At 38.7% G+C, this 26416-nt stretch carries 23 protein-coding genes, 1 tRNA gene and 1 pseudogene; 12 read left to right on the forward strand and 13 right to left on the reverse strand.

The window, feature by feature from the left end; all coding sequences use genetic code 11:
- The 6 genes and pseudogenes from ACINWC141_RS19910 to efp form a co-directional block, all read right to left on the reverse strand.
- Positions 1–555, reverse strand: a pseudogene (locus ACINWC141_RS19910) (IS3-like element ISAba22 family transposase); the annotation flags it as partial.
- Positions 556–608: 53 nt separating this feature from the next.
- On the reverse strand, positions 609–1184 hold the full coding sequence (locus ACINWC141_RS17265; protein ID WP_009393534.1) for an integrase arm-type DNA-binding domain-containing protein: 576 nt from the start codon (positions 1182–1184) through the stop codon (positions 609–611).
- A 175-nt stretch (positions 1185–1359) separates the two neighbouring features.
- Positions 1360–1436 (reverse strand) — tRNA-Val (locus tag ACINWC141_RS17270).
- Positions 1437–1603: 167 nt separating this feature from the next.
- Complete coding sequence (locus tag ACINWC141_RS17275) at positions 1604–1906, reverse strand: YbdD/YjiX family protein (protein ID WP_009393620.1); 303 nt, start codon at positions 1904–1906, stop codon at positions 1604–1606.
- A gap of 2 nt (positions 1907–1908) precedes the next feature.
- The gene (locus ACINWC141_RS17280) at positions 1909–4005 is read right to left on the reverse strand and encodes a carbon starvation CstA family protein (protein WP_034679043.1); all 2097 of its coding nucleotides are present in this window, start codon (positions 4003–4005) and stop codon (positions 1909–1911) included.
- 165 nt (positions 4006–4170) lie between these two features.
- Positions 4171–4740 carry an elongation factor P gene (gene efp / locus ACINWC141_RS17285; RefSeq protein WP_004790907.1) on the reverse strand — a complete coding sequence of 190 codons (570 nt, stop codon included), beginning with the start codon at positions 4738–4740 and terminating at the stop codon, positions 4171–4173.
- A 73-nt stretch (positions 4741–4813) separates the two neighbouring features.
- Here efp and epmB point away from each other — a divergent pair, with 73 nt between their 5' ends.
- From epmB to ACINWC141_RS17300, 3 genes are read left to right on the forward strand one after another with little or no spacing between them, the layout of a single operon-like run.
- On the forward strand, positions 4814–5830 hold the full coding sequence (gene epmB, locus ACINWC141_RS17290; RefSeq protein ID WP_009393625.1) for an EF-P beta-lysylation protein EpmB: 1017 nt from the start codon (positions 4814–4816) through the stop codon (positions 5828–5830).
- 15 nt (positions 5831–5845) lie between these two features.
- Entirely contained in the window at positions 5846–7591 is a 1746-nt protein-coding gene (locus ACINWC141_RS17295; protein ID WP_009393472.1) for a cyclic-di-GMP receptor FimW-related protein, read from the forward strand.
- Positions 7588–9699: an EAL domain-containing protein gene (locus ACINWC141_RS17300; protein ID WP_009393575.1), complete on the forward strand. Its 2112-nt coding sequence runs from the start codon at positions 7588–7590 to the stop codon at positions 9697–9699. Before ACINWC141_RS17295 ends, ACINWC141_RS17300 begins: the two co-directional genes overlap by 4 nt.
- A 63-nt stretch (positions 9700–9762) precedes the next feature.
- Here ACINWC141_RS17300 and rpmE read toward each other — a convergent pair whose 3' ends face one another.
- The 4 genes from rpmE to ACINWC141_RS17320 all read right to left on the reverse strand — a co-directional run bounded on the left by rpmE (position 9763) and on the right by ACINWC141_RS17320 (position 13876).
- Positions 9763–9987, reverse strand: a complete 225-nt coding sequence (gene rpmE, locus ACINWC141_RS17305; protein ID WP_003650476.1) for a 50S ribosomal protein L31 — start codon at positions 9985–9987, stop codon at positions 9763–9765.
- Positions 9988–10180: 193 nt separating this feature from the next.
- Positions 10181–11152: a bile acid:sodium symporter family protein gene (locus ACINWC141_RS17310; protein ID WP_171058576.1), complete on the reverse strand. Its 972-nt coding sequence runs from the start codon at positions 11150–11152 to the stop codon at positions 10181–10183.
- Between the two features lie 133 nt (positions 11153–11285).
- Positions 11286–11687: a lactoylglutathione lyase gene (gloA, locus tag ACINWC141_RS17315; RefSeq protein WP_009393535.1), complete on the reverse strand. Its 402-nt coding sequence runs from the start codon at positions 11685–11687 to the stop codon at positions 11286–11288.
- A 2-nt stretch (positions 11688–11689) separates the two neighbouring features.
- Positions 11690–13876 (reverse strand): AmpG family muropeptide MFS transporter, encoded by a 2187-nt coding sequence (locus ACINWC141_RS17320; RefSeq protein WP_009393541.1) that lies wholly within the window; start codon positions 13874–13876, stop codon positions 11690–11692.
- A gap of 165 nt (positions 13877–14041) precedes the next feature.
- Between ACINWC141_RS17320 and ACINWC141_RS17325 the strand changes: the two genes are divergently transcribed.
- Positions 14042–16660: a Lon protease family protein gene (locus tag ACINWC141_RS17325; protein ID WP_009393549.1), complete on the forward strand. Its 2619-nt coding sequence runs from the start codon at positions 14042–14044 to the stop codon at positions 16658–16660.
- A 52-nt stretch (positions 16661–16712) separates the two neighbouring features.
- On the opposite strand, the gene ACINWC141_RS17330 is transcribed toward ACINWC141_RS17325, so the two are convergent.
- The 3 genes from ACINWC141_RS17330 to surE all read right to left on the reverse strand — a co-directional run bounded on the left by ACINWC141_RS17330 (position 16713) and on the right by surE (position 19453).
- Positions 16713–17642, reverse strand: a complete 930-nt coding sequence (locus tag ACINWC141_RS17330) for a LysR family transcriptional regulator (protein WP_009393673.1) — start codon at positions 17640–17642, stop codon at positions 16713–16715.
- Between the two features lie 101 nt (positions 17643–17743).
- A complete protein-coding gene (locus ACINWC141_RS17335) occupies positions 17744–18571 on the reverse strand; it encodes a peptidoglycan DD-metalloendopeptidase family protein (protein WP_009393515.1) in 828 nt (275 codons plus the stop codon).
- Positions 18572–18682: 111 nt separating this feature from the next.
- Positions 18683–19453 (reverse strand): 5'/3'-nucleotidase SurE, encoded by a 771-nt coding sequence (gene surE, locus ACINWC141_RS17340; RefSeq protein WP_009393519.1) that lies wholly within the window; start codon positions 19451–19453, stop codon positions 18683–18685.
- Between the two features lie 101 nt (positions 19454–19554).
- Between surE and ACINWC141_RS17345 the strand changes: the two genes are divergently transcribed.
- The 8 genes from ACINWC141_RS17345 to purB all read left to right on the forward strand — a co-directional run bounded on the left by ACINWC141_RS17345 (position 19555) and on the right by purB (position 26373).
- Positions 19555–19926 (forward strand): MCR_0457 family protein, encoded by a 372-nt coding sequence (locus ACINWC141_RS17345; RefSeq protein WP_009393510.1) that lies wholly within the window; start codon positions 19555–19557, stop codon positions 19924–19926.
- A 148-nt stretch (positions 19927–20074) separates the two neighbouring features.
- Complete coding sequence (locus tag ACINWC141_RS17350; RefSeq protein ID WP_009393579.1) at positions 20075–20497, forward strand: MCR_0457 family protein; 423 nt, start codon at positions 20075–20077, stop codon at positions 20495–20497.
- 126 nt (positions 20498–20623) lie between these two features.
- On the forward strand, positions 20624–21772 hold the full coding sequence (dacC, locus tag ACINWC141_RS17355; RefSeq protein ID WP_009393588.1) for a D-alanyl-D-alanine carboxypeptidase PBP5/6: 1149 nt from the start codon (positions 20624–20626) through the stop codon (positions 21770–21772).
- Positions 21773–21863: 91 nt separating this feature from the next.
- Positions 21864–22415 carry a gamma carbonic anhydrase family protein gene (locus tag ACINWC141_RS17360; protein ID WP_009393468.1) on the forward strand — a complete coding sequence of 184 codons (552 nt, stop codon included), beginning with the start codon at positions 21864–21866 and terminating at the stop codon, positions 22413–22415.
- Positions 22416–22559: 144 nt separating this feature from the next.
- Positions 22560–23048 carry an NUDIX hydrolase gene (locus ACINWC141_RS17365; RefSeq protein ID WP_009393640.1) on the forward strand — a complete coding sequence of 163 codons (489 nt, stop codon included), beginning with the start codon at positions 22560–22562 and terminating at the stop codon, positions 23046–23048.
- 4 nt (positions 23049–23052) lie between these two features.
- Positions 23053–24186 (forward strand): tRNA 2-thiouridine(34) synthase MnmA, encoded by a 1134-nt coding sequence (gene mnmA, locus ACINWC141_RS17370; RefSeq protein WP_009393647.1) that lies wholly within the window; start codon positions 23053–23055, stop codon positions 24184–24186.
- A 13-nt stretch (positions 24187–24199) separates the two neighbouring features.
- A complete protein-coding gene (gene hflD, locus ACINWC141_RS17375) occupies positions 24200–24931 on the forward strand; it encodes a high frequency lysogenization protein HflD (RefSeq protein ID WP_004643577.1) in 732 nt (243 codons plus the stop codon).
- Positions 24932–24984: 53 nt separating this feature from the next.
- Entirely contained in the window at positions 24985–26373 is a 1389-nt protein-coding gene (gene purB / locus ACINWC141_RS17380) for an adenylosuccinate lyase (RefSeq protein ID WP_009393663.1), read from the forward strand.
- Positions 26374–26416 lie beyond the last annotated feature (43 nt).

Here is a 26416-nt window from a genome sequence, read left to right on the forward strand (position 1 = left end):
TTATCTGACGTACAGCGTACATACTCATTTTTATACCCTGAGCTTGTAAGTATTTGGTTAATCGAATATAACCATAGCTCTGCTTTGTCTCCTCATGGGCTATTTTCACCAATATCGTCTGTTGATTTCGTTGAATCGTTCTTTTGCTCACGCCTCTCTTGAGCCAATCATAAAAACATGAAACTGAAACATGAAGTAATCGAGCCATTAAGGTAATTGGAAAAGAATATCTTTTTTGTTTCATATAGGCGTACCTTACTGACTTTCTTTGGCAAAGTACGCTGCTGCCTTTTTTAAAAATTCACGTTCCATTTCAGCTATTTTGAGCTGTTGTTTGAGTTTTTTATTTTCTTCGAGTAGAGCGTTTAGATCAGGTGAATACTGTTTTGTACCTGCTAAAGTTCCAGCCTTTGCTTTGGTATTCCAATTTGAAAGAGTTTGCATTGAAATGCTAAGTTGTCTGGCTGTTTCCGAGACATTGCCTTGATTGGCTTCAATTAATTTGATGGCTTCAGCTTTAAATTCTGTGGTGTAAGTCTTGTGTTTCTTGCTCATGGTAAACTCCTGATGAGTGTGTTTAGTTTACCAAGTTAAAACCTCCTGTTTTTTCAGCACACATCATTTGCTAAATCATAGGCATTTGTACAATATGAGATTAGTTTATCAACTTGATTATTAATTTTATTAACTGTTCTTAATCTTTGAAAGAAATCAAACCATTCTTTCTTTTTAATTGATATACATTCTCTATAACCAAATTCCTTTATCACATGTTTTTGGATTGATTTTTTAGCTTTATAAAACGTTTCTTCATCCCAAGTATTTTTTTTAGTTTCAAGCCAATCATTGATAATGACTTCAAATGTTAAGTTTTTTTTACTATCAATATGTTTTTTATAATGTTTGCTAAATCTAACAATCTCACCATTTGATTCTTTAAGTGCTAATTCACTAGCTTTTTTTCTAGCATATTGTCCACTTACGTTTGGGTAGCTACCTAACCCCTGATAACCGTCCTTTCCCAATTCATTTTTAGAGCGATATTGCCAAGACTTACTTCCATCTTTCTTCACAAAAAAATATAACTTGCCACTATCTCTAATCCTGTAATCAACACTCTCAGGTTCTAGATTAGCCAATGCGGTATCCGATAAAGGTATCTTTTTTATTTCACTTCTTTTCATATAATTTTGTATCACGAGTTCGATTTATTTTAATGATACGTACTGTGATACAAAAATACCAGCGGTATATAGCGTTATATATCGTTATTAAACGCAATAAAAAAGCCTCAAAACATTGAATTTTGAGGCTTTTTTTTAGTATACAGTCATATTGCTTTATACTAATTCATAATTTTGGTAGGTATATCCAGACTCGAACTGGAGACCTCTACGATGTCAACGTAGCGCTCTAACCAACTGAGCTATACACCTAGAATGGAAAGCATAATATTCATTTTTCAAAAGCAAAACAAGTGATTTTCAATTGAAAAAAATACAAATGAGCAGACTTTAAGCAAACTTTTTTCATTTTCTAAAAAAGAAAAACGGTACATGGTTTAACCACATACCGTTTTGTTTAGCTGAATATCAAGCTCAACTTAACAAGGGCATTTCTTTAAAGTACCGCCTGCCGTTGGATAACGCGCATCCACACAATAACGATAGAAAGTCTTTGCATCCATTGGTGTTAAATCAGGATGATGCGCTTTCATGTGTTCCAAATAAGTTTGGTAATCTGGCACACCAACCATGAGTCGAAAGCTTTGCTGCAAACGCTGCCACAGTGTTGCAATGCGTGACCAGTTCTTTGGAGACAACAACAGCTCTTTTTGCGAGAGCACCGTCATTTTGATGATTTTCGCAATAATGACAGTTCCATTTTTTGCAAATTTAAAATTCATCTTTACTCTCCTCGAGTGGTGACCACTTTAGGATCGGCATATACCGCAGGCGCTTCGTTTACAGTCGGTGTTCGACTTGCTAAAGCACGGCGTACAATACCAATTGAAGCAATAATCATGACAATCGATACAATCATAAAGAAGCCACAAAGCGCAGCATTAATCTGATTCGACATCACAATGTTTTGCATCTCAGCAATAGTTTTGGCTGGTTTAATTATTTCCCCACGAGCAATCGCATCAGAAGCCTTATGTGCTTGTGCCAAGAATCCAATCTTTGGATTTTCGTGGAAAATCTTTTGCCAACCCGCAGTCATACAAGTCACGAATAAGAAAATTGTTGGGACGATTGTTACCCATACATATTTTTCTTTTTTCATTTTAAACAAAATGACTGTACCCAAAATGAGTGCCATTGAAGCCAGCATCTGGTTACCAACACCAAATAAAGGCCAGAGTGAATTGACACCACCGAGTGGATCAATCACACCTTGATAGACGAAGAAACCCCATCCACCCACTGCAACCGCAGTACCCACTAAGTTACCCAAGAATGAACCAGAAGATTTAACCGCAGGAATAACAATACCCACTGTGTCTTGCACCATGAAACGGCAAGCACGTGTACCCGCATCTACAGCAGTTAAGATGAATAATGCTTCAAACAAAATGGCAAAGTGATACCAAAACGCCATCATTGAACGGCTATTGAAAATTTCCGAAATGATGTGTGCCATACCAATCGCAAACGTAGGTGCTCCACCTGTACGCGATAAAATCGAAGATTCTCCGACTTCCTGTGCCAACACCGTCAACATTTCAGGAGTAACCACAAACCCTAAATTACGAACAGCTTCTGCCGCAGTTTCTACAGTTGTACCAAGTACAGCCGCAGGTGCATTAATTGCAAAGTACACGCCTGGGTCTAAGACAGTTGCACAGATCATCGCCATAATACCGACGAAAGATTCCATGAGCATGCCGCCATAACCAATCACACGAATATCAGCTTCGTTATCAATGAGTTTTGGTGTTGTACCACTGGATACAAGCGCATGGAAACCAGAAATCGCACCACAGGCAATGGTAATAAATAGGAATGGAAATAAACTACCTGAGAAAACAGGACCAGTACCATCAATAAAGTGGGTCACTGCTGGCATTTTCAATTCAGGTAATGCAATGATAATACCGACTGCTAAACCGAGAATGACACCAATTTTAAGGAAAGTTGATAGGTAATCACGTGGTGCTAACAGTAGCCAGACTGGCAATACTGAGGCAATAAAACCATAAATGATTAAACACCAAGTGAGCTGTGTTCCCGTTAAAGTGAAAAATTCACCCCAGTAAGGATCTGCTGCAACATGTCCACCATAGACAATAGCAAGCATCATTAACACGAAGCCAATAATAGAAACTTCAGCAATACGTCCTGGGCGAATAAATCGCATATAGACGCCCATAAATAATGCAATTGGAATAGTTGCTGCAATTGTAAAAACACCCCATGGGCTATGGGCAAGTGCTTTAACTACAACTAAAGCCAATACTGCTAGGATAATAATCATTACCCCAAGCGCACCAAGCATTACAACGATTCCGGCAAAAGAACCTAATTCCTGTTTTGCCATTTCACCAAGCGACCGACCGTCTCGACGCGTTGAAATAAATAAAACTAAAAAGTCTTGTACTGCCCCCGCGACAACCACACCAACCAGTAGCCAGATTGTCCCCGGTAAAAAACCCATTTGTGCCGCTAAAATTGGCCCGACTAATGGCCCCGCTCCGGCAATTGCAGCAAAGTGGTGACCAAAAAGTACATATTTATTGGTGGGTACATAATCCAGACCATCGGCTAAACGATGTGCTGGGGTTAAACGTCTTGGGTTTAATTCAAATACTTTAGTTGCAATAAATAGACTATAAAATCGATATGCGATGCTATATACACATGCTGCAGCGAGTACAAGCCAAACCGCATTGACATGTTCACCACGACTGAGTGCCAGCATCCCAAAAGAAATCGCACCTATAATTGCCACTAGGCTCCAGACCAGCTTGGAGGGAAGCGTAGATTTCGCTTGCATTGTGTCCATTCTTAACCTCTCAATAAATAACTACAGCATTTTTATATTGTTATGTACTGTTCCTATCAAATCCTTGTGACTGTACTCCTCCTTTCGTTTTTTTCCTCTTATACTTTCGCATAAAAAAAGGGATGATTGACATCATCCCTTCGATAATAGTTTATTTTTTAACTATTATGCACGCTCTAAATAATCGCCAGTACGAGTATCTACACGAACGCTTTCTTCTTGCTGAACAAATAACGGAACACGAACAACCGCACCTGTTTCAAGCTTAGCAGGTTTACCGCCACCGCCAGATGTATCACCACGTACACCTGGATCAGTTTCAACAATTTTTAATACAACGAAGTTCGGTGGGTTTACAGTTAAAGGTACGCCGTTGAACAACATAATCGTACATTTTTCATTTGAATCGTCTTTTAACCATTTTGCAGCATCGCCCATTGCAGTTTTGTCTGCAGCGATTTGCTCAAAAGATACAGGATCCATGAAATTCCACATTTCACCATCGTTGTATAGGTATTCCATTTCAACTTCAACAATATCAGCAGCTTCTAAAGAGTCACCTGATTTGAAAGTTTTTTCTAATACTTTACCGGTTTTAAGGTTACGTAGTTTTACACGGTTGAACGCTTGACCTTTACCTGGTTTTACATATTCGTTTTCCATGATTGAACATGGGTTACCATCAAGCATAACCTTAAGGCCTGCTTTAAAATCATTTGTAGAATAATAGGCCATGAAAGGCACACTCCAAACTTAACAAGTCAACTATGCGATATAATGCGTTGTTGCATTATCTTAATCGTGTCAAATGATAAACTATTTATACCAAGAGCAAAACTGGCAATCACAACTGAGTGACCTTATTACTGATCCTTCTGAATTGCTAAGCCTACTCGAGTTATCCTCAGAGCAGCTATTATCGGGTGCGATTCTGGCTTCTGAACAGTTTAAATTACGTGTTCCTCGTGCGTTCGTCGGAAAAATGAACACACAAAACCCTTTTGACCCGCTTTTGCTACAAGTTTTACCTCATCATTTAGAACTTGAAGAACATCCTGAATTTGTTACTGACCCATTAGGCGAAGAAGCAGCAAATCAATTACCCGGTGTATTACATAAATATAAATCGCGCTTTTTACTGACTTTAACGGGTGCCTGTGCCGTACATTGCCGTTATTGCTTCCGTCGACATTTTCCCTATCAAGAAAATTTGCCAAAAAATGAAGATTGGCTAAATATTAAAAATTATATTGAAGCGAATCCGCACATTAATGAAATCATTTTGAGTGGTGGAGACCCCCTTACGCTTTCTAATCGTAAATTAGCACTTTGGCTAGAACGTTTATCATCTCTCAAACAAATTAAGATTCTGAGAATTCATTCACGGGTTCCAATTGTGATTCCAAACCGGATCGACGAAGAGCTGATTTCTTTATTAAAAAACAGTAGGCTGCGTATTATTCTGGTGGTACACTCAAATCACGCTTCTGAACTCGATGACTTTACCTGTTCAAAATTGTTGCAGTTATCTGCCGAGCACATTACTGTACTGAATCAGGCAGTATTGCTTAAAGGTGTGAATGATTCTGCACAAACATTAATTGATTTAAGTTATCGTTTATTTGAAGCTCGCGTTATGCCTTATTACTTACATGTTTTAGATAAAGTAAAAGGTGCACAACATTTTGATTTAGAATCATCTGAGATAGATGATATATATCGTGATGTGTTAGCGAACCTACCGGGGTATTTGGTTCCTAAACTCGTCAGGGAAATTGCGGGCGAAAAGAATAAAACACCGCTTTTTGGGGCTACAACATTTTGAGTTATATAATAAGTGATGATGAATAATGCACTGTCGGACATTTTTCACAATCAAACCGAACTCACTCGTGAGCGGTTAAGCTTTTGTGAAGCCAATATTAAAGATCTTAATGAATGGGTCACTACCCTTTCTATTATGCAACTCGGCGATACCTCAAAAGCATTATTCACCGCTATTTTAGAGCTCAATGAATTAAAATGTAGTGAAACCCTGCGTTTTGATCTCATTCAAACGCTTCACCCCACCATTAATAATGTTCTTTCAAGTCTAGAAAAAAACTTTTTTAACCAAGGTGTTATTAGCACAGACCGTAATGAACATATTATTGAGTTAGCGATGTTGCTCCGTTGCTATTTCGCCAGTATTTATTTAAATATTGCGCAAAATAGCCATGAGCAATTACAGCATCAAAAGTTTTCTTTATTTGCCTATAGACAAAAAAAGAATTTACAAACAGCACGTACTTTATCAACTTTCCATGCCCTACAACAATTAACCAGTCTCTTATATCAGCAGCATATGCTCTACAGTGAACCGGTTAAAGGGCAATGGTTAATTGCACATCAACTCTACGAAACCGCAGTTCAACATAAATATCATCTGGTAAATATTAACCACATTCAGGGTGTACATCATCCCCTAGCAAATATTACCCAAGCCTATGCACAGCTAATTTTGCTCGATATTTTAAATACGAACCAAATTCGTCAGTCAGAAATTCAGGCTTTATTTCAATGTAGTTTTGACTGGGCAAGAATGATTCATATCTTGCCAAAAGATACAGCTTTAACAAAATATGTAGTCGACCCAAATAAAGACCATCCGCCGGTTTATAACACCAAACGTAGCTCTAACTTTAGCCCAAGCATTTTTATAGGCACACAGGCTTTACTTGAGCATGTCACTGCAACCATGCATAAAAATGCACAATATATTTCCAAGAATGAAAAGTTTTATTTAAGCCCAGCTTTAAAGTTTCATGTTCAAACAATTTTAGGTACGACGGCTCAACGTCGTCATGAGCGTTATGAATATAATGCAGAGCTACAAATTTGTTTCGGTTTAAGCACGGCCCACTTCTATCTTTCAAAAGCAAAAAACTTTGAAGAAACCTTACATCTTAATAATAACTACAACTTACAAAGTGAGTCTAAAGTCCTATCCAATTTAGAGAAAAAAGAACAACAAACGACATCCTATCAACGCTTGAGTCGTGAAACTAAAACTATTTATCAAACGACTGTTCTTGATATTAGTGTCAATGGATATCGTATTAAATGGTCTGGGGAAGCACCAAAAAATCTAAGAACCGGTGAATATATTTTAGTTAAAGAAACCCTGCATGGACAATGGCGTGGTGGCGTAATCCGCTGGATTAAGCAGTCGACAGAAAAATCACTAGAGTTAGGTCTAGAGATTTTGTCACAGGCCATGTTCCCTTGCGCAGTGCATATTCAAGCTGAGCGTCATACGCGCAATTATCATCCTGCACTATTACTACAAACACAAAACCTAGAAGAAATACAAAACACACTAATTTTACCGGGGTCACAAATTTTTAGAGAGCAACAAACAATTCATTTACGATTGGGGACAGAAGAAATCAAAGTGTATCTACTCAAAGCACAACTCATTACTCAAAGTTTTATTCAATTTCATTTCGAGCTTCTGAATGAGCAGCAACAAAATCTGCTTGATCAATTCATGATGAAAAAGAATAGCAACTCTAGCAGTCAAGATTTATGGGAAGCACTAAAGTGAGAAACTCTTTATTATCTAAAAAGTTAAAACGTACTGAAACGCGTTTACTCATTATTGATGACAACCAGCTACGTTATAACCAGATTTTAAATTTATTATTGGGGAATAATTATCAAGTCCACGCTTTACTACTTGATGATCTAAAAAGTTTCGAAAAACAGTTAAATACGCCTTGGGATGCTATTATTTTTGGTCGTGCTTATGACCTAAAAATTGAACAAACCCTCTCCCTCATTCAAGCATCTGAGCAGCCACATTTACCTGTTTTATTATTGCAACCTGAAGATTATCAACCTCAGCAATATCAAGCGTACATTCATAAAGGTATTTATGATGTAGTTCCATTAGAACCACTAGATTATTTTTATATCACGCTTATTCGGACCTTGTCGTATAGCCACTTATTGCAGACCGAACAACGTCTGACCAATGAACTAGAGACTATTCATTCTCATACACAAACATTGGTCAATAACAGTCATAAAGCAGTTGCCCTTTTTCAAGAAGGTATGCACGTTAAGGCAAACACAGAATATCTCAACCTTTTTGGCTTTAAACAAGAAGAAGAGATTATTGGCCTGCCTATTTTAGATGTGTTACAACCCAATGATTTAAATATTTTTAAACAAAGATTTAAGAAAATTTCATTAGGTCAATTTGATCAGGCACGTTTTGAAATTCAAAGCCAACATGTAGCCATTTCAGGCAATAATGCTTTAAAACTTGAATTTATTCCGAGTCAGGAAGAAGACGCCGTACAGTTAACCATTGACTATCAACTGGATTTACAAGCACCTGCAAATACAGTTTTTTCTGAAAAGAGTTACGGATCCGTTACACCTTGGCAACAGATTAATCGACAGCTATCAACCCACCCTGCTCAAGCGAATGCATTGGTTTTATTTAGATTAAGTCAGTGCCCAGAACGTGTATTTCAACTCGATTGGCAAACTCCTGCACAATATTTTAATCAGCTGCAAAGTTTCCTGAAAGAACAAACGCAAATGCCGATTTTCAATCTTGAACTTGGGGCATATCTTGGGGTTTTGCAAGCCGAAAACAGTACAGTCCTTAACTCCCAATTGGCTAGTCTGCAAAGTTTGCAAAAAGAGCATTTATTAACGATTGATGAGCTTAATTATTCAGTACAATTCAAACTCAGTTATGCTGAAATTAGTGAACCTTTAAATGAAGCTAGCTTTGCAGAGCTTCTTGATCAAACAAATCAGCAAGAGCTACCTAAGGCGAAGTCAGACATTGAGTTAGTACCAACCATCGATATTATTTCTTCTGAACCGACCAGCTCTTCTATCTCACTTGATCTTACCCTTCAACATGTCGATGCCCCTGTGCAATCATCGCTATTGCAGCAGTTAAAGCAACAGCTAGCTCGGGGTGAAATTCATTTAAAATATCAGCAGATTTATGATAAGCATGATCAAGACACTCATAACTATGAAGTAACTAGTGGCTTTATTGCAGATGAACAGTGGCATGATTTAAACGATTTAGCTGCATTAAGAGATGATAGTGAACTTTCAATTCAATTAGACCGTTGGGTTTTGGTAGAGGCTTGCAAGCAACTACATAATTTCATTACGCAGTACCCGAAAGCTAAACTCATTATTAACTTGAATATTGATATCTTACTCAAAGATAAAACATTCCCTGAGCTCATTTCGAAATTACTCACTATTATTGGGAGTAAGCAAGAAAGCCCGTTGATTTTGCAATTTTCAGAGCAGGCGATTCAGCCACATCTTTCAATTGTTCAGCAACACATAACCCGCCTACGTCAACACGGGGCGGAAATTTCAATTCGAGATTTCACCTCTTCACTTTATAGCGAATCGATATTGCAACAGCTTGATGTTCAATATTTAAAATTGCAATTGAAGAAGACAGAGCTATTAAACTCAGAAGATGGGTTAGCGCAACTACAAGAAAAGATTTTGAACTATCTGGCTGTAAAACCTGTAGGGATTTTACTTGCTGATCTTAATGATATGAACTTATTTGCTAACGCTTGGAATGTAGAAGCACGTTTCTTACAAGGTCGTTATTTCCAGAAAAGGCTTGATCGATTAACAGACGTACAAGACCAATAATGGTCTTGTCGTTCACAAACAAAAAACGGGCATAAAGCCCGTTTTTTGTTTCGTTTTGCAGTATTAACGCTTGATAGAGCGAGACATACCAGAAAAACGTTGTTTGAATTTGTCGATACGACCACCAGTGTCTACATTCTTTTGCTTACCAGTATAGAATGGGTGGCAAGCTGAACATACGTCAAGGTAGATAGTGTCTTTACCTAAAGCAGAACGAGTTTCGATTACGTTACCGCAAGAACAAGTTGCTACTAATGTTGCATATTTTGGGTGAATATCGGCGCGCATCGTCGATTACTCCTAATTAGAAAGGCTTAAGCTGTCATCGCAATTGATCACTCTCAATGTAAATCGAGGAAAGCTCAAAATGAGCAGATCAACACCACAACAGACCATTCTTTTGGCCCACCGAAACCTCTAGGGTTAGAGCTAAGCACAACAAGTGGACAACATTATACGTCAAATAATTTATTTTTGCGAATTAATCTTTAGATTTAGCCCAGTAATTTGCAATTACCCCGCAAACCATTAATTGGATTTGATGAAAGATCATAATAGGTAACACAATCATGCCTAAAGGCTGGCCAATAAATAAAATTTGCGCCATTGGCACGCCACTTGCCAATGTCTTTTTTGAACTACAAAAGAAAACCGTGACTTGATCTGCGCGGTTAAATCCTAAAGCACGAGGCAGATACAGTGCTAATAGCATAATGATGGTTAATAGAACTGAACAAGCAACTGTTAGAATGAGTAAGGTTTTCCAGCTCACCTGATGCCAAAGCCCTGCGACCACTGCCCCACTGAAAGCTCCATACACCACCATCAAAATTGAGCCTTGATCGAATGCCTTAACAATACTTGGAACTTTTGCCATATAAGGAAAAATATAAGGACGTAATATCTGCCCTAAAATAAATGGCACTAACAGCAACAATGTAATTTGTATAATTGAAGCAGTCGGGTCAAACCCATGTTGGCTTTGGCCTAAAATAAAAAAGCTGACCAACACTGGTGTAATAAACATACCAATCAAGTTTGAAAAAGATGCACTACAGACCGCTCCAGCCACATTCCCTTTTGCAACTGATGTAAATGCAATAGAAGATTGAACCGTAGAGGGTAAAAAGCACATAAACAAAAAACCCCAATATAGCTGCTGACCTAATAGAGGTAACAGAATCGGTTTAGCTAACAAACCAATCACGGGGAAAACAAAAAAAGTAAATGCGAAGACAAGTAAATGCATTTTCCAATGCAAAATGCCTTCAATTACAGCCTCACGGGACAGCTTCGCACCATGTAAAAAGAATAAAATTGCAATCGCGACAGTAGTCAGTGTATTGAAATATTGCGCTGCTTGACCACTGACTGGAAAAAATGTTGCTAGTAATACCATTCCAACTAACAAAATTGTAAATCGATCAAGTGCCAATAACTTCAACATAGCCACATCCTATGATTATTTTAGATAAATAAAAAACCCAGTTGATAAATTGACCATTTGGTCAAGCGTTCATCATACTGGGCTAAAAAAATAAAGCTAGACTTTTAAGACCTAAATCTTAAAGCGTCATAGTCAATTTTTAGTTATTTGTCGCATTAGCATCTTGTTGAATCAATTCGACTTTATAACCATCTGGATCTTCAACAAATGCGATAACGGTAACACCACCTTTCATTGGACCCGCTTCACGCACCACTTTACCGCCACGTGCTTTAATTTCTTCACACGCTTTATAGGCATCGTCAACACCAATAGCAATATGACCATAGGCATTGCCTAACTCATAACTTGATGTATCCCAGTTATGGGTAAGTTCAAGCACAGTATTGGTTTCTTCATCACCATAACCAACAAATGCCAGTGTAAAGCGCCCTTCTTCATAATCGCGCTTACGAAGTAACTTCATTCCTAATACTTCGGTATAGAACTTTAAAGATTGTTCTAAATTGCCTACTCGCAACATTGTATGAAGCATTCGCATGTTTATTCACCTGCCTTTTCTGATTCATGAGTTTGATGATCTTTTAAAAGTTTTCCAACCCAAACCACTAAAATTAAGATTGGAATACCAATAAGAGTGGTCATCAAAAAGAACTTTGGATAACCAATATTACTCACTATGGTACCTGAATATCCACCCAAAAGTTTTGGAGTAAGCGTCATGAGTGAACTAAAGATCGCATATTGAACAGCTGTAAATGAAACACTCGTTAAACTTGAAAGGAATGCAATAAATGCTGCGCCAGCTAAGCCAGAAGCCAAGTTGTCGACAATAATGGCAAAATAAAGCCATAAAGAACTATATGGTTTAATCACCTTACCACTGATTTCAACAGATTGACCAGAGAGTGGATCAATATAAGGGAGCGGCTCAATATTCACATCTAATTCACTTGTCGCTTTTAGATTGGAGCTAACCGCATAAGGATGAGTTGCAGAAAGTATTTTCTGTTCGCCCTCTATTACAGCTACATCAAGCTCTTTACTCTTCGATGCCACTAATTTTTTCGCATCAATGGTTGCACTGAAAACACCTTTTTGATCAGACATTTTTGCATCAAAATTTTGTCCATCAAGACTAATTATGATTTTTTGTGCAGGAGTTAAAGCTTGCCCAAAGTATTGGCCTCGAACCACAACACTTCCCTCCCCCTCTTTAAGTGAAACCTGATCATTGCCCATGACAGGTAAAATTTGTAGAGGTGATTTTGCTAATTCAGTGGTCAGTAATGGCTGAGTACGTATGACAGGTAGCACACTAGTTTGTGCAGCATAAGCAGCTTTTACTTCAATTTGTTTTGTTCCACTAAAAGCAGAACTTGGAACTTCTAATTTCCATAATCCCACTTCATCTGGTTTAACTTGATAATTTTGACCGCCAACTTTTACATCAACCATATCTAATGGCTGACCAGATTTTACTAGACCAATGAAAATTAAATTCGTAGAACTTGCCAAAACTGCACCCACAAACATAAGCTTCATAATGTTTATGCGCTGTGCTAAAAGACCGCCTAAGAACCCACCAACTAGGCTAAATAAAACACCATAGATTTTGACTGCTTCGGCAATTTCTTCTTTACTAAAATTCAGGTCTTGGTAAAACACATTGGAAATGACACCGGCAATAATGTCTGAAATACGGAAAAAACCAATGAGAAGTAATAAGACTAATGCGAGTTTGACGCCATAACGTTTAAAGAAATCTAAAATTGGTGCAATCCATGTTTCTTTAGCCATTTGTTGGTTAACTACTCCAAATTTAACCAGTAAATAACCCACAAAAATGGCACAAGCTGTGGCCGTTAAAAATCTTAAAGCTTCTAAACCAAATAATGCTGCGTTGTCTTTTATATTTCCAGCTTGCGAAATTGCCTCTGTTATCTGTCCAGAATAAATATAGGTGACTACAAATGAAATAACGGCAACAAAAAATACGAAAACCAAGCGGTAGTAATCACTACTCTTATAGTTTTTATAAACACGATTTACCTGAGGTTCACGAATGAGCAAAGTCGTTACAATACCGACTAACATAACCGCTGCCATGGTTAAATAAGTCATTTTCCAAGCTTCGTAAATGTAATTACCTTTAGCCGTCCCCAAATATGCAGCTAGAAATAGTGCTCCTGCTCCAGCCACAATCATTCCGATTCGATAACCAGCATTATAGGTAGATGCCAACACTGTTTGCATTTCTGTTTCTGCTAATTCAATACGGTAGGCATCAATCACAATATCTTGGGTTGCTGCTGAAAAACCAAGCAACACCGCACCCACTGCCATTTGAACAAGATAACTCTGTCCTAAAGCAGGATCAGAAAAAGCCATGATACAAATAGCAAGAACAATCAAACACTGTGCAATTAACAACCAAGCACGTCTTCGACCTAACATTTTGGTTAAAACAGGTACAGGTAACTCATCAATGAGAGGAGCCCAAACAAACTTAAAAGAGTAACCTAGAGCCGCCCAACTAAAAAAAGTGACTGCACTTTTATCAATACCCGCCTCTCCAAGCCATAAAGAAAGACTAGAGAAAATTAATAAAATTGGAATTCCGGCAGAAAAACCAAGAAACAGCATAATTAATGCACGGCGATCTAAAAATGCTTTAAAAGCAGAGACCCAACCCGAAGCTTGTGTGGTCATTCGTTTTTTATTTTCCATAAATTGTAAATGTGCCTATTCAAACCCTTCTTACAATTGCTTTCAAGATTCTTTATGCAAACATTTTTGTTTTGGCGATAAAAACCGCAAGTTTGCTTGATATTTTATGCTAAACCTGTATACCTTTAGGCTTCAAACTTCGTTTTCTTTTGCTGGATATCAACAGTGACACAAAAACTTGATCAAGTGACTATTTCAACTTTATCACTCGCTAAAACAACCACCACAAACGTCACAGTAAATGCATTTCCTTCAGCTTTTGAGCAACCTGATATAAAAATGACCTTAGATAAGACCGTTTTAAAACCCGAACAACTTACACATATCCCAGATTTTGAAAAAATTCCAGCTTCAACCAAACGCATCAAACCTCTTAATAACTTTTTAGGTCAAGATCGTGCCAAAGCATCTGTAGAGGCAGGAATTTCGTTGCCCTACTCAGGCTATAACATTTTTGCAGTAGGAACTGCTGGTTTAGGCAAACGTACCATGATCAAACGTTTGTTACAGCAGCACGCCAAAACAATGCCAACGCCTGATGATTGGGTGTATGTCTATAATTTCAAACAAGCACGTCAACCTATTGCCCTACGTTTCCCAGCAGGTCAAGGGACTAAGTTTCAGCAAGCACATGAACAAACTTGGCAAATTATTTTAAAACAACTTGAACGCCGTTTTAGTGCAGAAACTTATCATAACCGTATTGAACGGATCCGTCAGGAAACAGGTGATGTACAACAGCAAGCACTTGTTGAACTGACCAAAGAAGGTGAAGAACTCGACTTAAAACTCATTTCCCGTAATGAGAAACATGGTTTTGTGCCAGTACAAGTCAAAGATGATCAAGTTCAAGAACTTACCCAAAACGATATTGATGCGTTAAATAGTAAACAACGCGCTGAAATTGCGGCCAATATTCGCTATATGGATAAAAAGCTGGATCGCCTTGGTCTACATTTAGGTGATTTAGAAGATGATGCACGTGACAAAGTGTCTGTGTTAAATCGAGATATTGCAACGCAAGTCGTTATGCCAAGAATGGATCTTATTTTAAATAAATACGGTCAGGTTAAAGGACTCGAAGACTACTTAAAACAATATGCGCAAGATATTATTGATAATGTAGAACTGATTTTAGAACAAGAAGAAGATGATTATGCTCCTTCAATGTTCAATCGTGTTCCTGCACGTTATCAAGCCAATGTCATTGTTGCAAATAAACCAAATAGCGGTGCTCCTGTTATTTTTGAAGACTTTCCAACACACTATAATTTACTCGGTCACGTTGAACAGCTCACCCATAACGGCACAATTACCACAGATTTCACCTTGATTCGTCCTGGTTCATTGCATCAAGCCAATGGTGGCTTTTTAATGCTTGAAGCTGAGCAGCTATTAGAACAACCCTATGCTTGGCAAGGTTTAAAACGTGCGCTTAAATCTGGGCAGCTTAGATTATCGTCACTCGAACATATGCTGACTTTAACAGGTAGCATTTCGATTGAACCTGCTGCAATTCCGCTCGACATTAAAGTGATCTTAATGGCTGAACCTGAAATTTATTATGAAATTTTAGAGGTTGAGCCGGAACTTGGTAGTGTCTTTAAAATTCGTGCAGATTTTACCGATACACTTCAACGCAATGAAGCAAATGAACAGGCTTATATGCAGTTGATTGCTGACTACGTACAAGCCGATAAATTATTACCATTTGATCGTAGCGCTTTAGCAGCTTTATTAACTGATTCTAGCCGCCAAGCTGAAGATCAAAGCTCATTATCATTACATGCCTCTACTCTAGGTGACCTCATTCGGGAAGCACATCACCATGCGTTTAAAGCCGATGATAAGATTGTCACTGAACAGCATATCAACCTAGCTCTACAACATCGACAATACCGCTTAGGCTATTTGAGAGAGTTATATTGGCAAGATCTTTCACGTGGCACGCAATTAATCGAAACGTCAGGATACCGTTTAGGTCAGATCAATGCCCTTTCCGTTATTCATTATGCAGATGTTGAGTTTGGTCTGCCTTCACGTTTGACAGCCTCTGTTTATCAAGGTGGCGGTGATATTCTTGATATTGAACGTAGTGTAGAGCTTGGTGGTTCACTTCACGCGAAAGGCGTGTTGCTCATGTCTAGCTTTTTGAAAGCTCACTTTGGCCGTCAACAGATTTTGCACTTCTCTGCTGCACTTGCATTTGAACAAAGCTATGGTCAAGTCGATGGTGATAGTGCAACTGTTGCTGAGCTTTCAGCGTTGATTTCTGCGATTAGCCAGATACCAATTGATCAATCATGGGCAATTACCGGCTCTATGAACCAGTTAGGACAAGTTCAGCCAATTGGTGGTGTAAATGCAAAAATTGAAGGTTTTTATGATGCATGTAAGCTACAAGGTTTGACTGGTAAGCAAGGTGTTATTATTCCTCGTCAAAACATGCAGCATTTAATGTTACGTCAGGATGTGATTGAGGCTGTTCGCAGTGGTCAATTCCATATCCATGCGATTGATACGATCGATCAGGCACTTGAAATTTTAATGGCTCGTCCGGTTGGTACACTCGATAAGAAGGGTAAATACAGTAAAAATTCAATTTATGCGGCAGTGATGGAACAACTTGAATATTGGCAAGCCATTGAAGATGGTGCTGAAATTGAAGAAGAGCCAAAGAAGAAAAAGAAAAATAAGAAGAAAATTAAAAAGCATGAAGAACTTACTGCTGACGATCTGCCACAAGAAAATGCAGAAGAAGTTGCCACATTAAAACAGAAGTAATAAAAAAAGGGCCTGTAAAATACAGGCCCTTTTTACTTTTAGAGTGGCAAAATTAACGAACGATCTGAATCGCTCGTCCCCCTGCTAACTGGCTAAAATATTGTTTAAGTGCCTCAACACAACGTTGAATTTTCATTGGTTGCTGTTCATGCTTCGCAATCTCAGCATACAATGTAAACGTTGGTAATTTCCAATCTGGCATGAGCTCAATTAAAGAACCATTTTTTAATTCTTTTTGAGCATCTAAATATAAAATTCGTGCAATACCATGCCCTTGCTGACATAAGGCTTTTGCAACTTGTAAATTATTACTCTGCAAACGGCTTTGCATTTCAATATTCAGTGTTTCACCTGTTTTTACATGTTGGAAATTGAAATGGCGCGAGTCATTCATGACATTAATCGGCAACAGTTCATGATCTCTTAAATCATTAGGATGCACAATTGGACTAGACTGGTTCAAATAACTGGGAGAAGCTACCAAAATTTGGTCTACAAAAGCCATCGGAATGACAGAGCTACTCTCTTCTACCGGAGTAGAACTCATGCGTACTGCAATATCAATTCGCTCTTCAAGTAAATCGATATAACGATGCCCAACTTCGAAATGCACAGATAAACCGCGATGAGCAGACATCCAGTGAGATAATGCAGGAATGAGGTGTTGAACTGCTAAATCAGGAGTTGTTGCAATACGCAAATCCCCGATTAAGTCATCCCTCAATTCATTAATTCTGATTTTTCCCCTTTCAGCAGCCGCCAACATCTCTTGACAGCTTGAAAAAAAAGCCTGTCCGGCTTCTGTCAAACTCAGTTTACGAGTGGAGCGATGCAATAGAGTTACATCCATTTCATGCTCAAGCGAGCGTATTTGCTGGCTCACCGCACTTGTTGTAATTCCTAATTCACGTGCCGCACCACTAAATGAACTTTTTTCGACCACACAAGCGAAAACACCCATCGCACGAAGCTGATCTAACATAGGTTTCCTCAAATCTAATTTTAAATTTATAAAAAATGCTTATTGTTGTAATGAAAGCAACCAATTACATTATACGAGGAAACCTAAGTTTTTTGCATTAGCTATTTTGGTAAAAGATTTATAGGATTAATCGGTTTTCCATCCAAACGAATCTGGAACTCAAGCATGACTTGAGATGCTCCGGTAGAACCCATTTCGGCAATTTTTTGTCCAGCAGTTACATTATCACCGCTTTTCACCAACATCTTGCTATTGTGAGCATACGCACTGATGTAACCGTCAATATGCTTAATTAAAACCAGATTTCCGTATTCTTTTAAGCCATCAGCGGCATAAACGACTTGACCATCGGCTGCGGCATAAATAGGGTCACCCTGATTTCCACCATAACGGATTCCCTTGACATTATTTGCCAAATTAAACCCTTGAATTACTGGACCATTAGTCGGTTTTATCCAACGTAAGCTCGAATTTGGTGCAACCGAAGTCACTGTAGTATTCGTTGACGGTGCAGTAGTTGACGGCTGAGTTACTGGAGTAACAGGCTGTGTGGTTGGTAAAGCAATCGTTTGACGTTTGATTTGCTCAGGTTGCGCCATAACTTGCGTAGATACCGTTCTTGGTGAAGAACCTTTCTTCAAACGCAAAGACTGATTGACATAAATACGATATGGCGCAGGAATATCATTCATTTCGGCAATACTGATATAGTCCAAACCATAACGCATTGCGATACCACTTAAAGTATCACCTGAACGAACTGTGTAATAGTTAGGAGCCATTGCATAGCGAGAACTATTATTAATTTGTGGTTTAGAAGCACATCCAGCCATAACCGCAGTAAAGCCTACTACTACAGACAGCATCATAATTTTCATTATTTTGTCTTTTTGGCTATGCACTCTGTTTTGTTGCCCAATTAAATGCATTGATCTCCCTCACTAAATGCTACAAATCATTTCGGCTAAGAGTACCAAAAAAGTAAGAGGAAACACGTTCCTCTTTTTCTTTATTCACAAAGTTATAACATTCGAAGCAAATTATTGACTCAAACTGAGCTGAAGGTCTTCTAAAACGGCGTAATTTGTAGCGTCCATTTGAATAGGCGTAACACTCACATATCCGTTTGCTACCGCAAAGAAATCCGATTGAATCTGACTTGAAACACGCTCTGGATCTGTTACCGCCTCGCCTGCTAACCCAATCCAGTAAACTTGACGACCTCTTGGGTCAACATGACTGGTAATAGGCTTAGATTGAGCACGACGTCCCTGATACGTAATTTGTGCTCCTTGTAACTGTGGCACGTCAGGAATATTGATATTAAAGATATGTCGTGGAGGCAAAGCTGGCAGCCCGCTTGCAATAAAATCATGAACCCACTGAGCAGCCTGAGCATAATCTTCTTTATTGTTATAAGCGCGTACATCAGGACCAGCTAAAGACACAGCAATTGCTGGTTGCTTCATTAAACGCCCTTCAAATGCGGCCCCTACTGTTCCAGAATATAAAACATCATCCCCTAAGTTTGCGCCACTATTGATTCCACTTACCACCAAATCAAATTCGAAATCAAACAAACCATTCATTGATAAATAAACACAATCTGCTGGCGTACCATTTACTGCCCATACATCTTCGGCAATTTGGATTGGGCGCAATGGTCGATCTAATGTTAATGCACTTGAGAAACCACTTCTTTCACTTTCTGGGGCAACCACAACCACCCGTCCAAGTGGTTTTAATGCTTCAGCTAAAGCCTGTATACCTGGCGCAAAAACACCGTCATCATTCGCTATCAAAATATTCACTAAAATCTTTCTCTACAAATAAACCTAAAGGTTTTCACAATTGAATTATTTGTTGAATTATATATATTTATGCCTCCATAGCATTATAAAATTGTGAAAAAATGAAAACTTTTGCTCCTTTTTTTCAGGTATTGGGGATTAGCATCACATTGTGTACGCAAGCGGTTTTTGCAGATGAGGACATCTCAACACAAGAGGCTGATAGCTTAATTAAAGATGACATTGCCGCAACGCAAGTTTTACAAGAAATTTGTCCAGCTTTCGTTGGGACAACTAAAAAACTTGAGACAAATACTCAAAAAATTATCGCAATGTATTTAAGCGGTTATTCAAATAAATCCATTACCCTCGCCACTCTACAAAATGATGCAGAGTTTAAAACCTTGTTAAATGAAGCGCGTCTTGCGGCAAAACAAATGGACCATCATGAGCAACATGAGCTCTGTGAAGAGATCGTCAATTATAAAGAATAGATGTTTGCTCTTTTAGAGTAGAGATTTATTGAGGTTTTCTGCTTGGTATTAAGCAGAAAACCAACATAACAATACATTTTTTCCATTTTTTTAACCTGCAAATTGGTTAAGCTATCGACATATTTAAAAATTTTATTTCGGGTTATCGATGTTTATGAAGAAAAGCTTAGTTCAATCGCTCTCTTTGGTTTTACTTATGAGCATGGCAACAGTTGGTTTTGCTGCTGATAAGAAGAAAACAACTGAAAAGAAAACCGAAAATGAAAATGTTGTTGAAGTAACTCCACAACAAGGGATAACTCCTGAAGAATTGGCTGCAATTCAAGTACTTTCTGAAATTTGCCCAAGTCTTATTGGCAAAAAAGATGCTGATTTTGCTCAAGGCTACGAACGTTTAGTTAAAGACTATCTACCAAATGAAACTGATCCTGTCTCTGCTTTAGAAAAACGTAGTAAAGACAAAGGCTTCAAAAAATACTTAAAAGAAGCACGTAAAGATGCTAAAGCAGCGGGTGATAAGCAAAACACATTAGTTTGCCAAGACGTGAAAGCGTATCAATCGCAAAACTAAATTAGTAAAAAACTCTTGAGTTACAATACTGTTTGAAAAAGCCGACTTCCCCCATAGAAGTCGGCTTTGCTTTATCCTAAAATGCTAGGTTCTTCTGCTTCATACAAGATATTGGAATTACCTAGAATGACTCGAAAAAGCGCTATTGCTGCACTACTCCTCTTACCAAGTTTTTCTTATGCAGCAACTGTCTTATCAGCTCCGCCAGAATTAAATAATAAGTCTTATGTATTAATGGATTATGAGACAGGACAAATTCTCGCTTCTAAAAATGAAAACGAAAAGCTTGCACCTGCTTCAATGACTAAAATGATGACTAGTTACATCATTGAACAAAAATTATTAAAAGGTGACCTGACTGAAAATGAGCAGGTTCGCATGAACGAATCTGCGTGGTGTAAAGGAAGTAGCTCTGAATCATGTATGTATGTCCCTTTAAATGGTACAGCGACTGTTCTAGAAATGCTCCGTGGTATTATTATCCAGTCAGGTAATGATGCATCAAAAGCAATGGCTGAACATATTGCCGGAAATGAAGGCACGTTTGCTCATATGATGAATCAGGAAGCAAAACGTATCGGCATGGTAAACACTCAGTTTATTAACTCGACCGGTATGCCAGCTGAAGGTCATTATTCAACTGCAAAAGATATGGCAGTTTTAGCACAGCATATTATTAAAGATAGCTCAAAATATTACCCAATCTACTCTGAAAAAGAATTTACCTTTAATGGTATTAAACAAGGTAACCGTAATGCCTTGCTTTACACAGACCCAAGTGTAGATGGTTTAAAAACAGGCCATACAGATGAAGCAGGCTACTGCTTAACTACTTCAAGTAAACGCGGTCCAATGCGTTTAATTTCAGTGATTTTTGGTACGCCAAGCATGTCTGAACGTGCAGACCAAACGCGCACATTATTGGCTTGGGGTTTTGCAAACTTTGAAACTGCAAATGTTCAACCAGCCAACCAAGTTCTTGCAAAAGCAAAAGTCTGGTTTGGTAAAGAAGATGAAGTTCAAGTGGGCTTGGCTGAAAACTTTAGCGTGACCATGCCTAAAGGTAAAGCTGGGGGCATTAAAACTCAATTAGTCGTTCAGCCTAACTTAAATGCGCCGCTTCAAAAAGGCCAAGTCGTGGGTAAACTTGTTGCGAGTCTAGACGGCAAAGTTATTGCTGAAAAGCCATTAGTTGCATTAAAGCCAGTTGAAGAAGCAGGATTCTTTGCACGCTTAATCGACCATGTTAAACAATTCTTCAGCAACTTATTCTAATTTTTTGAATAGTTGAATTAAGCACTCATGCTATTTAGTCTGAGTGCTTTTTTATTTTATAATTCATCTAAATTCTATGTTGATACCTCTCATGGCAAAGAACATCCGTCCTTATCTTGAACATCGTCCTCAAGTTGATACAACCTGTTATATCGATGACATGGCCGTTGTAGTCGGTGAAGTGAGCTTAGCTGAAAATGTTTCTGTCTGGCCCTTTGCTGTGATTCGTGGTGATGTAAATAGTATTCAAATTGGTAAAAACAGTAACGTACAAGATCATTGTATGTTGCACGTTAGCCACAAAAATGATGCAAAACCTAATGGCTCACCTCTCATTATTGGTGAAGATGTGACGGTTGGACATCATGTCACTTTGCATGGTTGCACCATCGGTAACCGTGTTTTAATCGGGATCAATACCGTTGTTCTAGATGACGTGATTATTGAGGATGATGTGATGATTGGCGCGGGAAGTTTGGTTCCACCGCGTAAAGTCTTAAAAAGTGGTTATCTGTATGTAGGAAGCCCTGTACAGCAAGTACGCCCTCTTACCGAAAAAGAATTAGCATTTCTTCCCTATTCGGCAAGACATTATGTGAAAGTACAAAATAATCATAAAGCGGCTCAAGCAGAACAAGATTAATTAGCTCTATGAAATATCAGCAATAAAATTCTGATTTTTTAAACGATATGGTTTTGTAGTATTGCTCATATCGTTTAGCAGATCACCGTAGCCAAAAACCCCTAAATTTCGTATTATACGTCTTTTAAATCATGGTGCTTTTTTATGACCGCATGGACTCCTCATGTCACTGTTGCTACAGTCGTAGAAAAAGACGGACGCTATCTATTTGTTGAAGAGCATAGCGAAGGTTTTGTACACACCGTATTTAACCAACCTGCTGGTCATGTAGAATGTGGTGAGTCATTAACACAAGCAGCCATTCGTGAAACACTTGAAGAAACGGGTCATCATGTTGAAATTGATGCCTTGCTCGGTATTTATACTTATACCCCGCCCATGTTTCCGGATCGTACCTATTACCGCTTCTGTTTTCTAGCACATGTGACTCAGATTGAAAGCAATCCTCAACTCGATACAGATATTGTAGCTGCTGTGTGGATGACACCAGATGAGCTCAAAGAATCTGCTCGTGCTCGTAGTCCGCTCGTACTAAAAGCAGTTGAAGATGCCATGAAAGGCTACCATTATCCTTTATCGCTTATTTATGAGCACCCTTTCTCTCCCTCATTAACTTCTCATTTGGATGCCTAGTCCTATGCAACAACGTGTCATCGTCGGTATGTCTGGTGGTGTAGACTCTTCTGTTTCTGCAGCACTTTTACTTCAACAAGGATATCAAGTTGAAGGTCTTTTCATGAAGAACTGGGAGGAAGACGACGGCACGGAATACTGTACGGCAATGGAAGATTTAGCCGATGCTCAAGCAGTAGCCGATAAAATAGGCATTAAGCTACACACAGCAAACTTTGCTATGGAATATTGGGATCGGGTGTTTGAACTTTTCTTAGCTGAATATGCAGCTGGACGCACGCCAAACCCAGATATTTTATGCAATAAAGAAATTAAGTTCCGTGCATTTTTAGATCATGCCATGACTTTAGGTGCAGACTTTATCGCGACTGGTCATTACGCACGTCGTGGTGAAACCGCATATAACTCGAAAGGCGAAGCATACGCACCATTATTACGTGGTGTAGACAATAACAAAGACCAAACTTATTTCTTGCATGCTGTTCATGGTAAAGAAATTAACAAAACCCTATTTCCAGTCGGTGAGATCGAAAAGCCAGAAGTCCGTAGAATTGCTGAAGAACTTGATCTCGCTACAGCCAAGAAAAAAGACTCTACTGGGATCTGTTTTATTGGCGAACGTCGATTTAATGACTTCCTTAAACAATATTTGCCCGCTCAACCTGGAAAAATTGTACTTGATACAGGTAAAGAAGTTGGTGAACATCACGGTCTGATGTACTATACGCTCGGTCAACGTGGCGGAATTGGTCTAGGTGGTTTGAAAGGTGCAGCTGAAGGTGCATGGTTCGTACTACACAAAGATATTGCCAATAACCGCCTAGTTGTTGGTCAGGGACATGAACACCCACTCATGCAAAGCACACAGCTTTGGAGTGAGTCAATTGACTGGGTGGCGGGTGAACAGAATATTCCAGTTGAAGGTTTACGCTGTACGGCTAAAACACGCTATCGCCAACCTGATCAGGCATGTACCATTTTTATTGATGAAAATAGTGAACACGGTGTACGAGTTGAGTTTGATGAACCTCAGCGTGCTGTTACACCGGGTCAAAGCGTTGTATTTTATTCAGATGAAGTTTGCTTAGGCGGGGGTGTCATTCACCATACAAATGCCCCTACACCAAATTTTATTTAAGGGAATGAATGACATGGTGGAGTTACCATTTCAACAATCACAAGCCTTGAATGTTCGCCAAAACCGTGCCCTTGCCTTGGCTGGGGTATTTCAAGCTACCCAGCTCACGCACATGACAGCTTTAACGGGTCAGCAGAGTATTGGTGAAAGTGGTAACTTCTATTTTGAGCTGTTAATCAAAGCGAGTTTAAATATTCGCCCTACAGTCAACAATGGTGTTCAAACATTAGATTTTTTTAATCAGTTGGCAGATATTTCTTTAGGGCTTAAAACACTCGAAAATTGTATTACTCAACCTTTTACAAATATGCCTAAATCTCGCCTTCCAAAAATGGGCACGGCCAAGCTTCCAATGTCCTATGCGATGTCACTTTTACAATTAGAAAAGAAGGTCTACAGCAACCCTGAATACGTCGCAATCATTGAAAAAGCGCAGCAAAAGATTTTAAAACAGCTTTCTTTTTTTGATAATAATTATTTACACCCAAGCATTTTAGCCAATTTGGCTCAAACCTATGTTGATACGGCTGGGCAGATTAACCCTCGCATTCTTGTTCGTGGTAATGCAGAAGCATTTAAAGATACCAACCATACTAACCGCATCCGCGCTTGTCTGTTTACAGGCTTGCAAATGGCCCATTTATGGCGACAACTCGGTGGTAGTTCGTGGAACATGATTTTTAGCAAACGTAAATTGCTACAAGATATTCAAGCACTTGCTCGTTTACAGTACCAAGTTATCTGACTGTAAAGAGATTATTTTTAGTTTTATGTTTATTCCAACATTAAGGAATCTTTATGAACGCTTTAACCGCACTATCACCATTAGATGGACGTTATGCCAGCAAATGTGATGCGCTACGCCCTTTTCTTTCTGAGTTTGGTTTAATTCATGCTCGTGTCACTGTAGAAGTGCGTTGGTTACAAGCGCTTTCTAACCGTCCGGAAATTGTTGAAGTTGCTCCTTTTTCAAATGAAACAAATGCAGCTTTAGATGCAATTGTTAGCAATTTTTCTAAAGAAGATGCTAACCGCATTAAAGAAATTGAACGCACAACTAACCATGATGTAAAAGCTGTTGAGTATTTCTTAAAAGAGAAAATCGCAGGTATTACTGAATTACAAAATGCGGGTGAGTTCATTCACTTTGCATGTACTTCAGAAGACATCAATAACTTGTCTCATGCACTCATGCTTAAAAACGGCCGCGAAGTTTTAGTATCAAGCATGAAGCAAATTTTAAATGCGATCTCTGCTTTGGCAACAACTCACGCTGAACAACCAATGTTGTCACGTACACACGGTCAAACTGCAAGCCCAACCACTTTGGGTAAAGAAATGGCGAACGTGGCATACCGTTTAGCTCGCCAAATCAAACAATTTGAAAATGTTGAGCTACTAGGCAAAATCAACGGCGCTGTAGGTAACTACAATGCTCACCTTTCTGCTTATCCAGATGTTGACTGGGCTGCGCATGCTCAAGCTTTTGTTGAATCTTTAGGTTTAGCATTCAACCCGTACACTACACAAATCGAACCGCATGACTACATGGCAGAGTTGTTTGATGCGTTACGTCGTTTCAACACAATTTTAATCGATTTTAACCGTGACGTATGGGGTTACATTTCTTTAGGTTACTTCAAACAAAGATTAAAAGACGGTGAAGTTGGTTCTTCAACTATGCCACACAAAGTTAACCCAATTGACTTTGAAAACTCTGAAGGTAACTTAGGTATTGCGAATGCCGTATTAGCACACTTAGGTGAAAAATTACCAATTTCTCGCTGGCAGCGTGACTTAACTGACTCGACTGTACTTCGTAATATGGGTGTTGGTTTTGCACAGAGTTTAATTGCTTTTGATGCTTGTTTAAAAGGTATCGGTAAACTTGAACTCAATGCAAACCGCTTACTTGAAGATCTTGATCAAGCTCAAGAAGTGTTAGCAGAGCCAATTCAAACCGTTATGCGTCGTTATAACGTTGAAAAGCCATATGAAAAATTAAAAGCATTAACTCGTGGTCAAGCCATGACTCGCGACATGATGGTTAACTTCGTAAATGGTGATGAACTTTCTCAAGTGCCAAGCGAAGAGCGTGCACGTTTAGCTGAACTTACTCCTGCAACTTACACAGGTAATGCAGCTGAACAAGCTAAACAAATTAACGATTTAATTAGCAAAATCTAATTAAAAAATTTATAAAAAGCGGAGCTTAGGCTTCGCTTTTTTA

Origin of the sequence: Acinetobacter sp. WC-141 (assembly GCF_000313935.1) — a bacterium.
In the GTDB taxonomy this organism is placed as follows: Bacteria; Pseudomonadota; Gammaproteobacteria; order Pseudomonadales; family Moraxellaceae; genus Acinetobacter.

Excerpts from the sequence above, each read along its gene's own strand:
- ACINWC141_RS17295 (WP_009393472.1), top strand. The coding sequence starts at position 5,846 with ATGATGAATAATGCACTGTCGGACATTTTTCACAATCAAACCGAACTC.
- rpmE (WP_003650476.1), bottom strand. The coding sequence starts at position 9,987 with ATGCGCGCCGATATTCACCCAAAATATGCAACATTAGTAGCAACTTGT.
- mnmA (WP_009393647.1), top strand. The coding sequence starts at position 23,053 with ATGCAACAACGTGTCATCGTCGGTATGTCTGGTGGTGTAGACTCTTCT.
- efp (WP_004790907.1), bottom strand. The coding sequence starts at position 4,740 with ATGGCCTATTATTCTACAAATGATTTTAAAGCAGGCCTTAAGGTTATG.
- ACINWC141_RS17330 (WP_009393673.1), bottom strand. The coding sequence starts at position 17,642 with ATGTTAGATCAGCTTCGTGCGATGGGTGTTTTCGCTTGTGTGGTCGAA.
- ACINWC141_RS17365 (WP_009393640.1), top strand. The coding sequence starts at position 22,560 with ATGACCGCATGGACTCCTCATGTCACTGTTGCTACAGTCGTAGAAAAA.
- epmB (WP_009393625.1), top strand. The coding sequence starts at position 4,814 with ATGATAAACTATTTATACCAAGAGCAAAACTGGCAATCACAACTGAGT.
- ACINWC141_RS17320 (WP_009393541.1), bottom strand. The coding sequence starts at position 13,876 with ATGGAAAATAAAAAACGAATGACCACACAAGCTTCGGGTTGGGTCTCT.
- ACINWC141_RS17275 (WP_009393620.1), bottom strand. The coding sequence starts at position 1,906 with ATGAATTTTAAATTTGCAAAAAATGGAACTGTCATTATTGCGAAAATC.
- ACINWC141_RS17335 (WP_009393515.1), bottom strand. The coding sequence starts at position 18,571 with ATGCATTTAATTGGGCAACAAAACAGAGTGCATAGCCAAAAAGACAAA.
- hflD (WP_004643577.1), top strand. The coding sequence starts at position 24,200 with ATGGTGGAGTTACCATTTCAACAATCACAAGCCTTGAATGTTCGCCAA.
- ACINWC141_RS17280 (WP_034679043.1), bottom strand. The coding sequence starts at position 4,005 with ATGGACACAATGCAAGCGAAATCTACGCTTCCCTCCAAGCTGGTCTGG.
- gloA (WP_009393535.1), bottom strand. The coding sequence starts at position 11,687 with ATGCGAATGCTTCATACAATGTTGCGAGTAGGCAATTTAGAACAATCT.
- purB (WP_009393663.1), top strand. The coding sequence starts at position 24,985 with ATGAACGCTTTAACCGCACTATCACCATTAGATGGACGTTATGCCAGC.
- ACINWC141_RS17360 (WP_009393468.1), top strand. The coding sequence starts at position 21,864 with ATGGCAAAGAACATCCGTCCTTATCTTGAACATCGTCCTCAAGTTGAT.
- ACINWC141_RS17345 (WP_009393510.1), top strand. The coding sequence starts at position 19,555 with ATGAAAACTTTTGCTCCTTTTTTTCAGGTATTGGGGATTAGCATCACA.
- ACINWC141_RS17265 (WP_009393534.1), bottom strand. The coding sequence starts at position 1,184 with ATGAAAAGAAGTGAAATAAAAAAGATACCTTTATCGGATACCGCATTG.
- dacC (WP_009393588.1), top strand. The coding sequence starts at position 20,624 with ATGACTCGAAAAAGCGCTATTGCTGCACTACTCCTCTTACCAAGTTTT.
- ACINWC141_RS17350 (WP_009393579.1), top strand. The coding sequence starts at position 20,075 with ATGTTTATGAAGAAAAGCTTAGTTCAATCGCTCTCTTTGGTTTTACTT.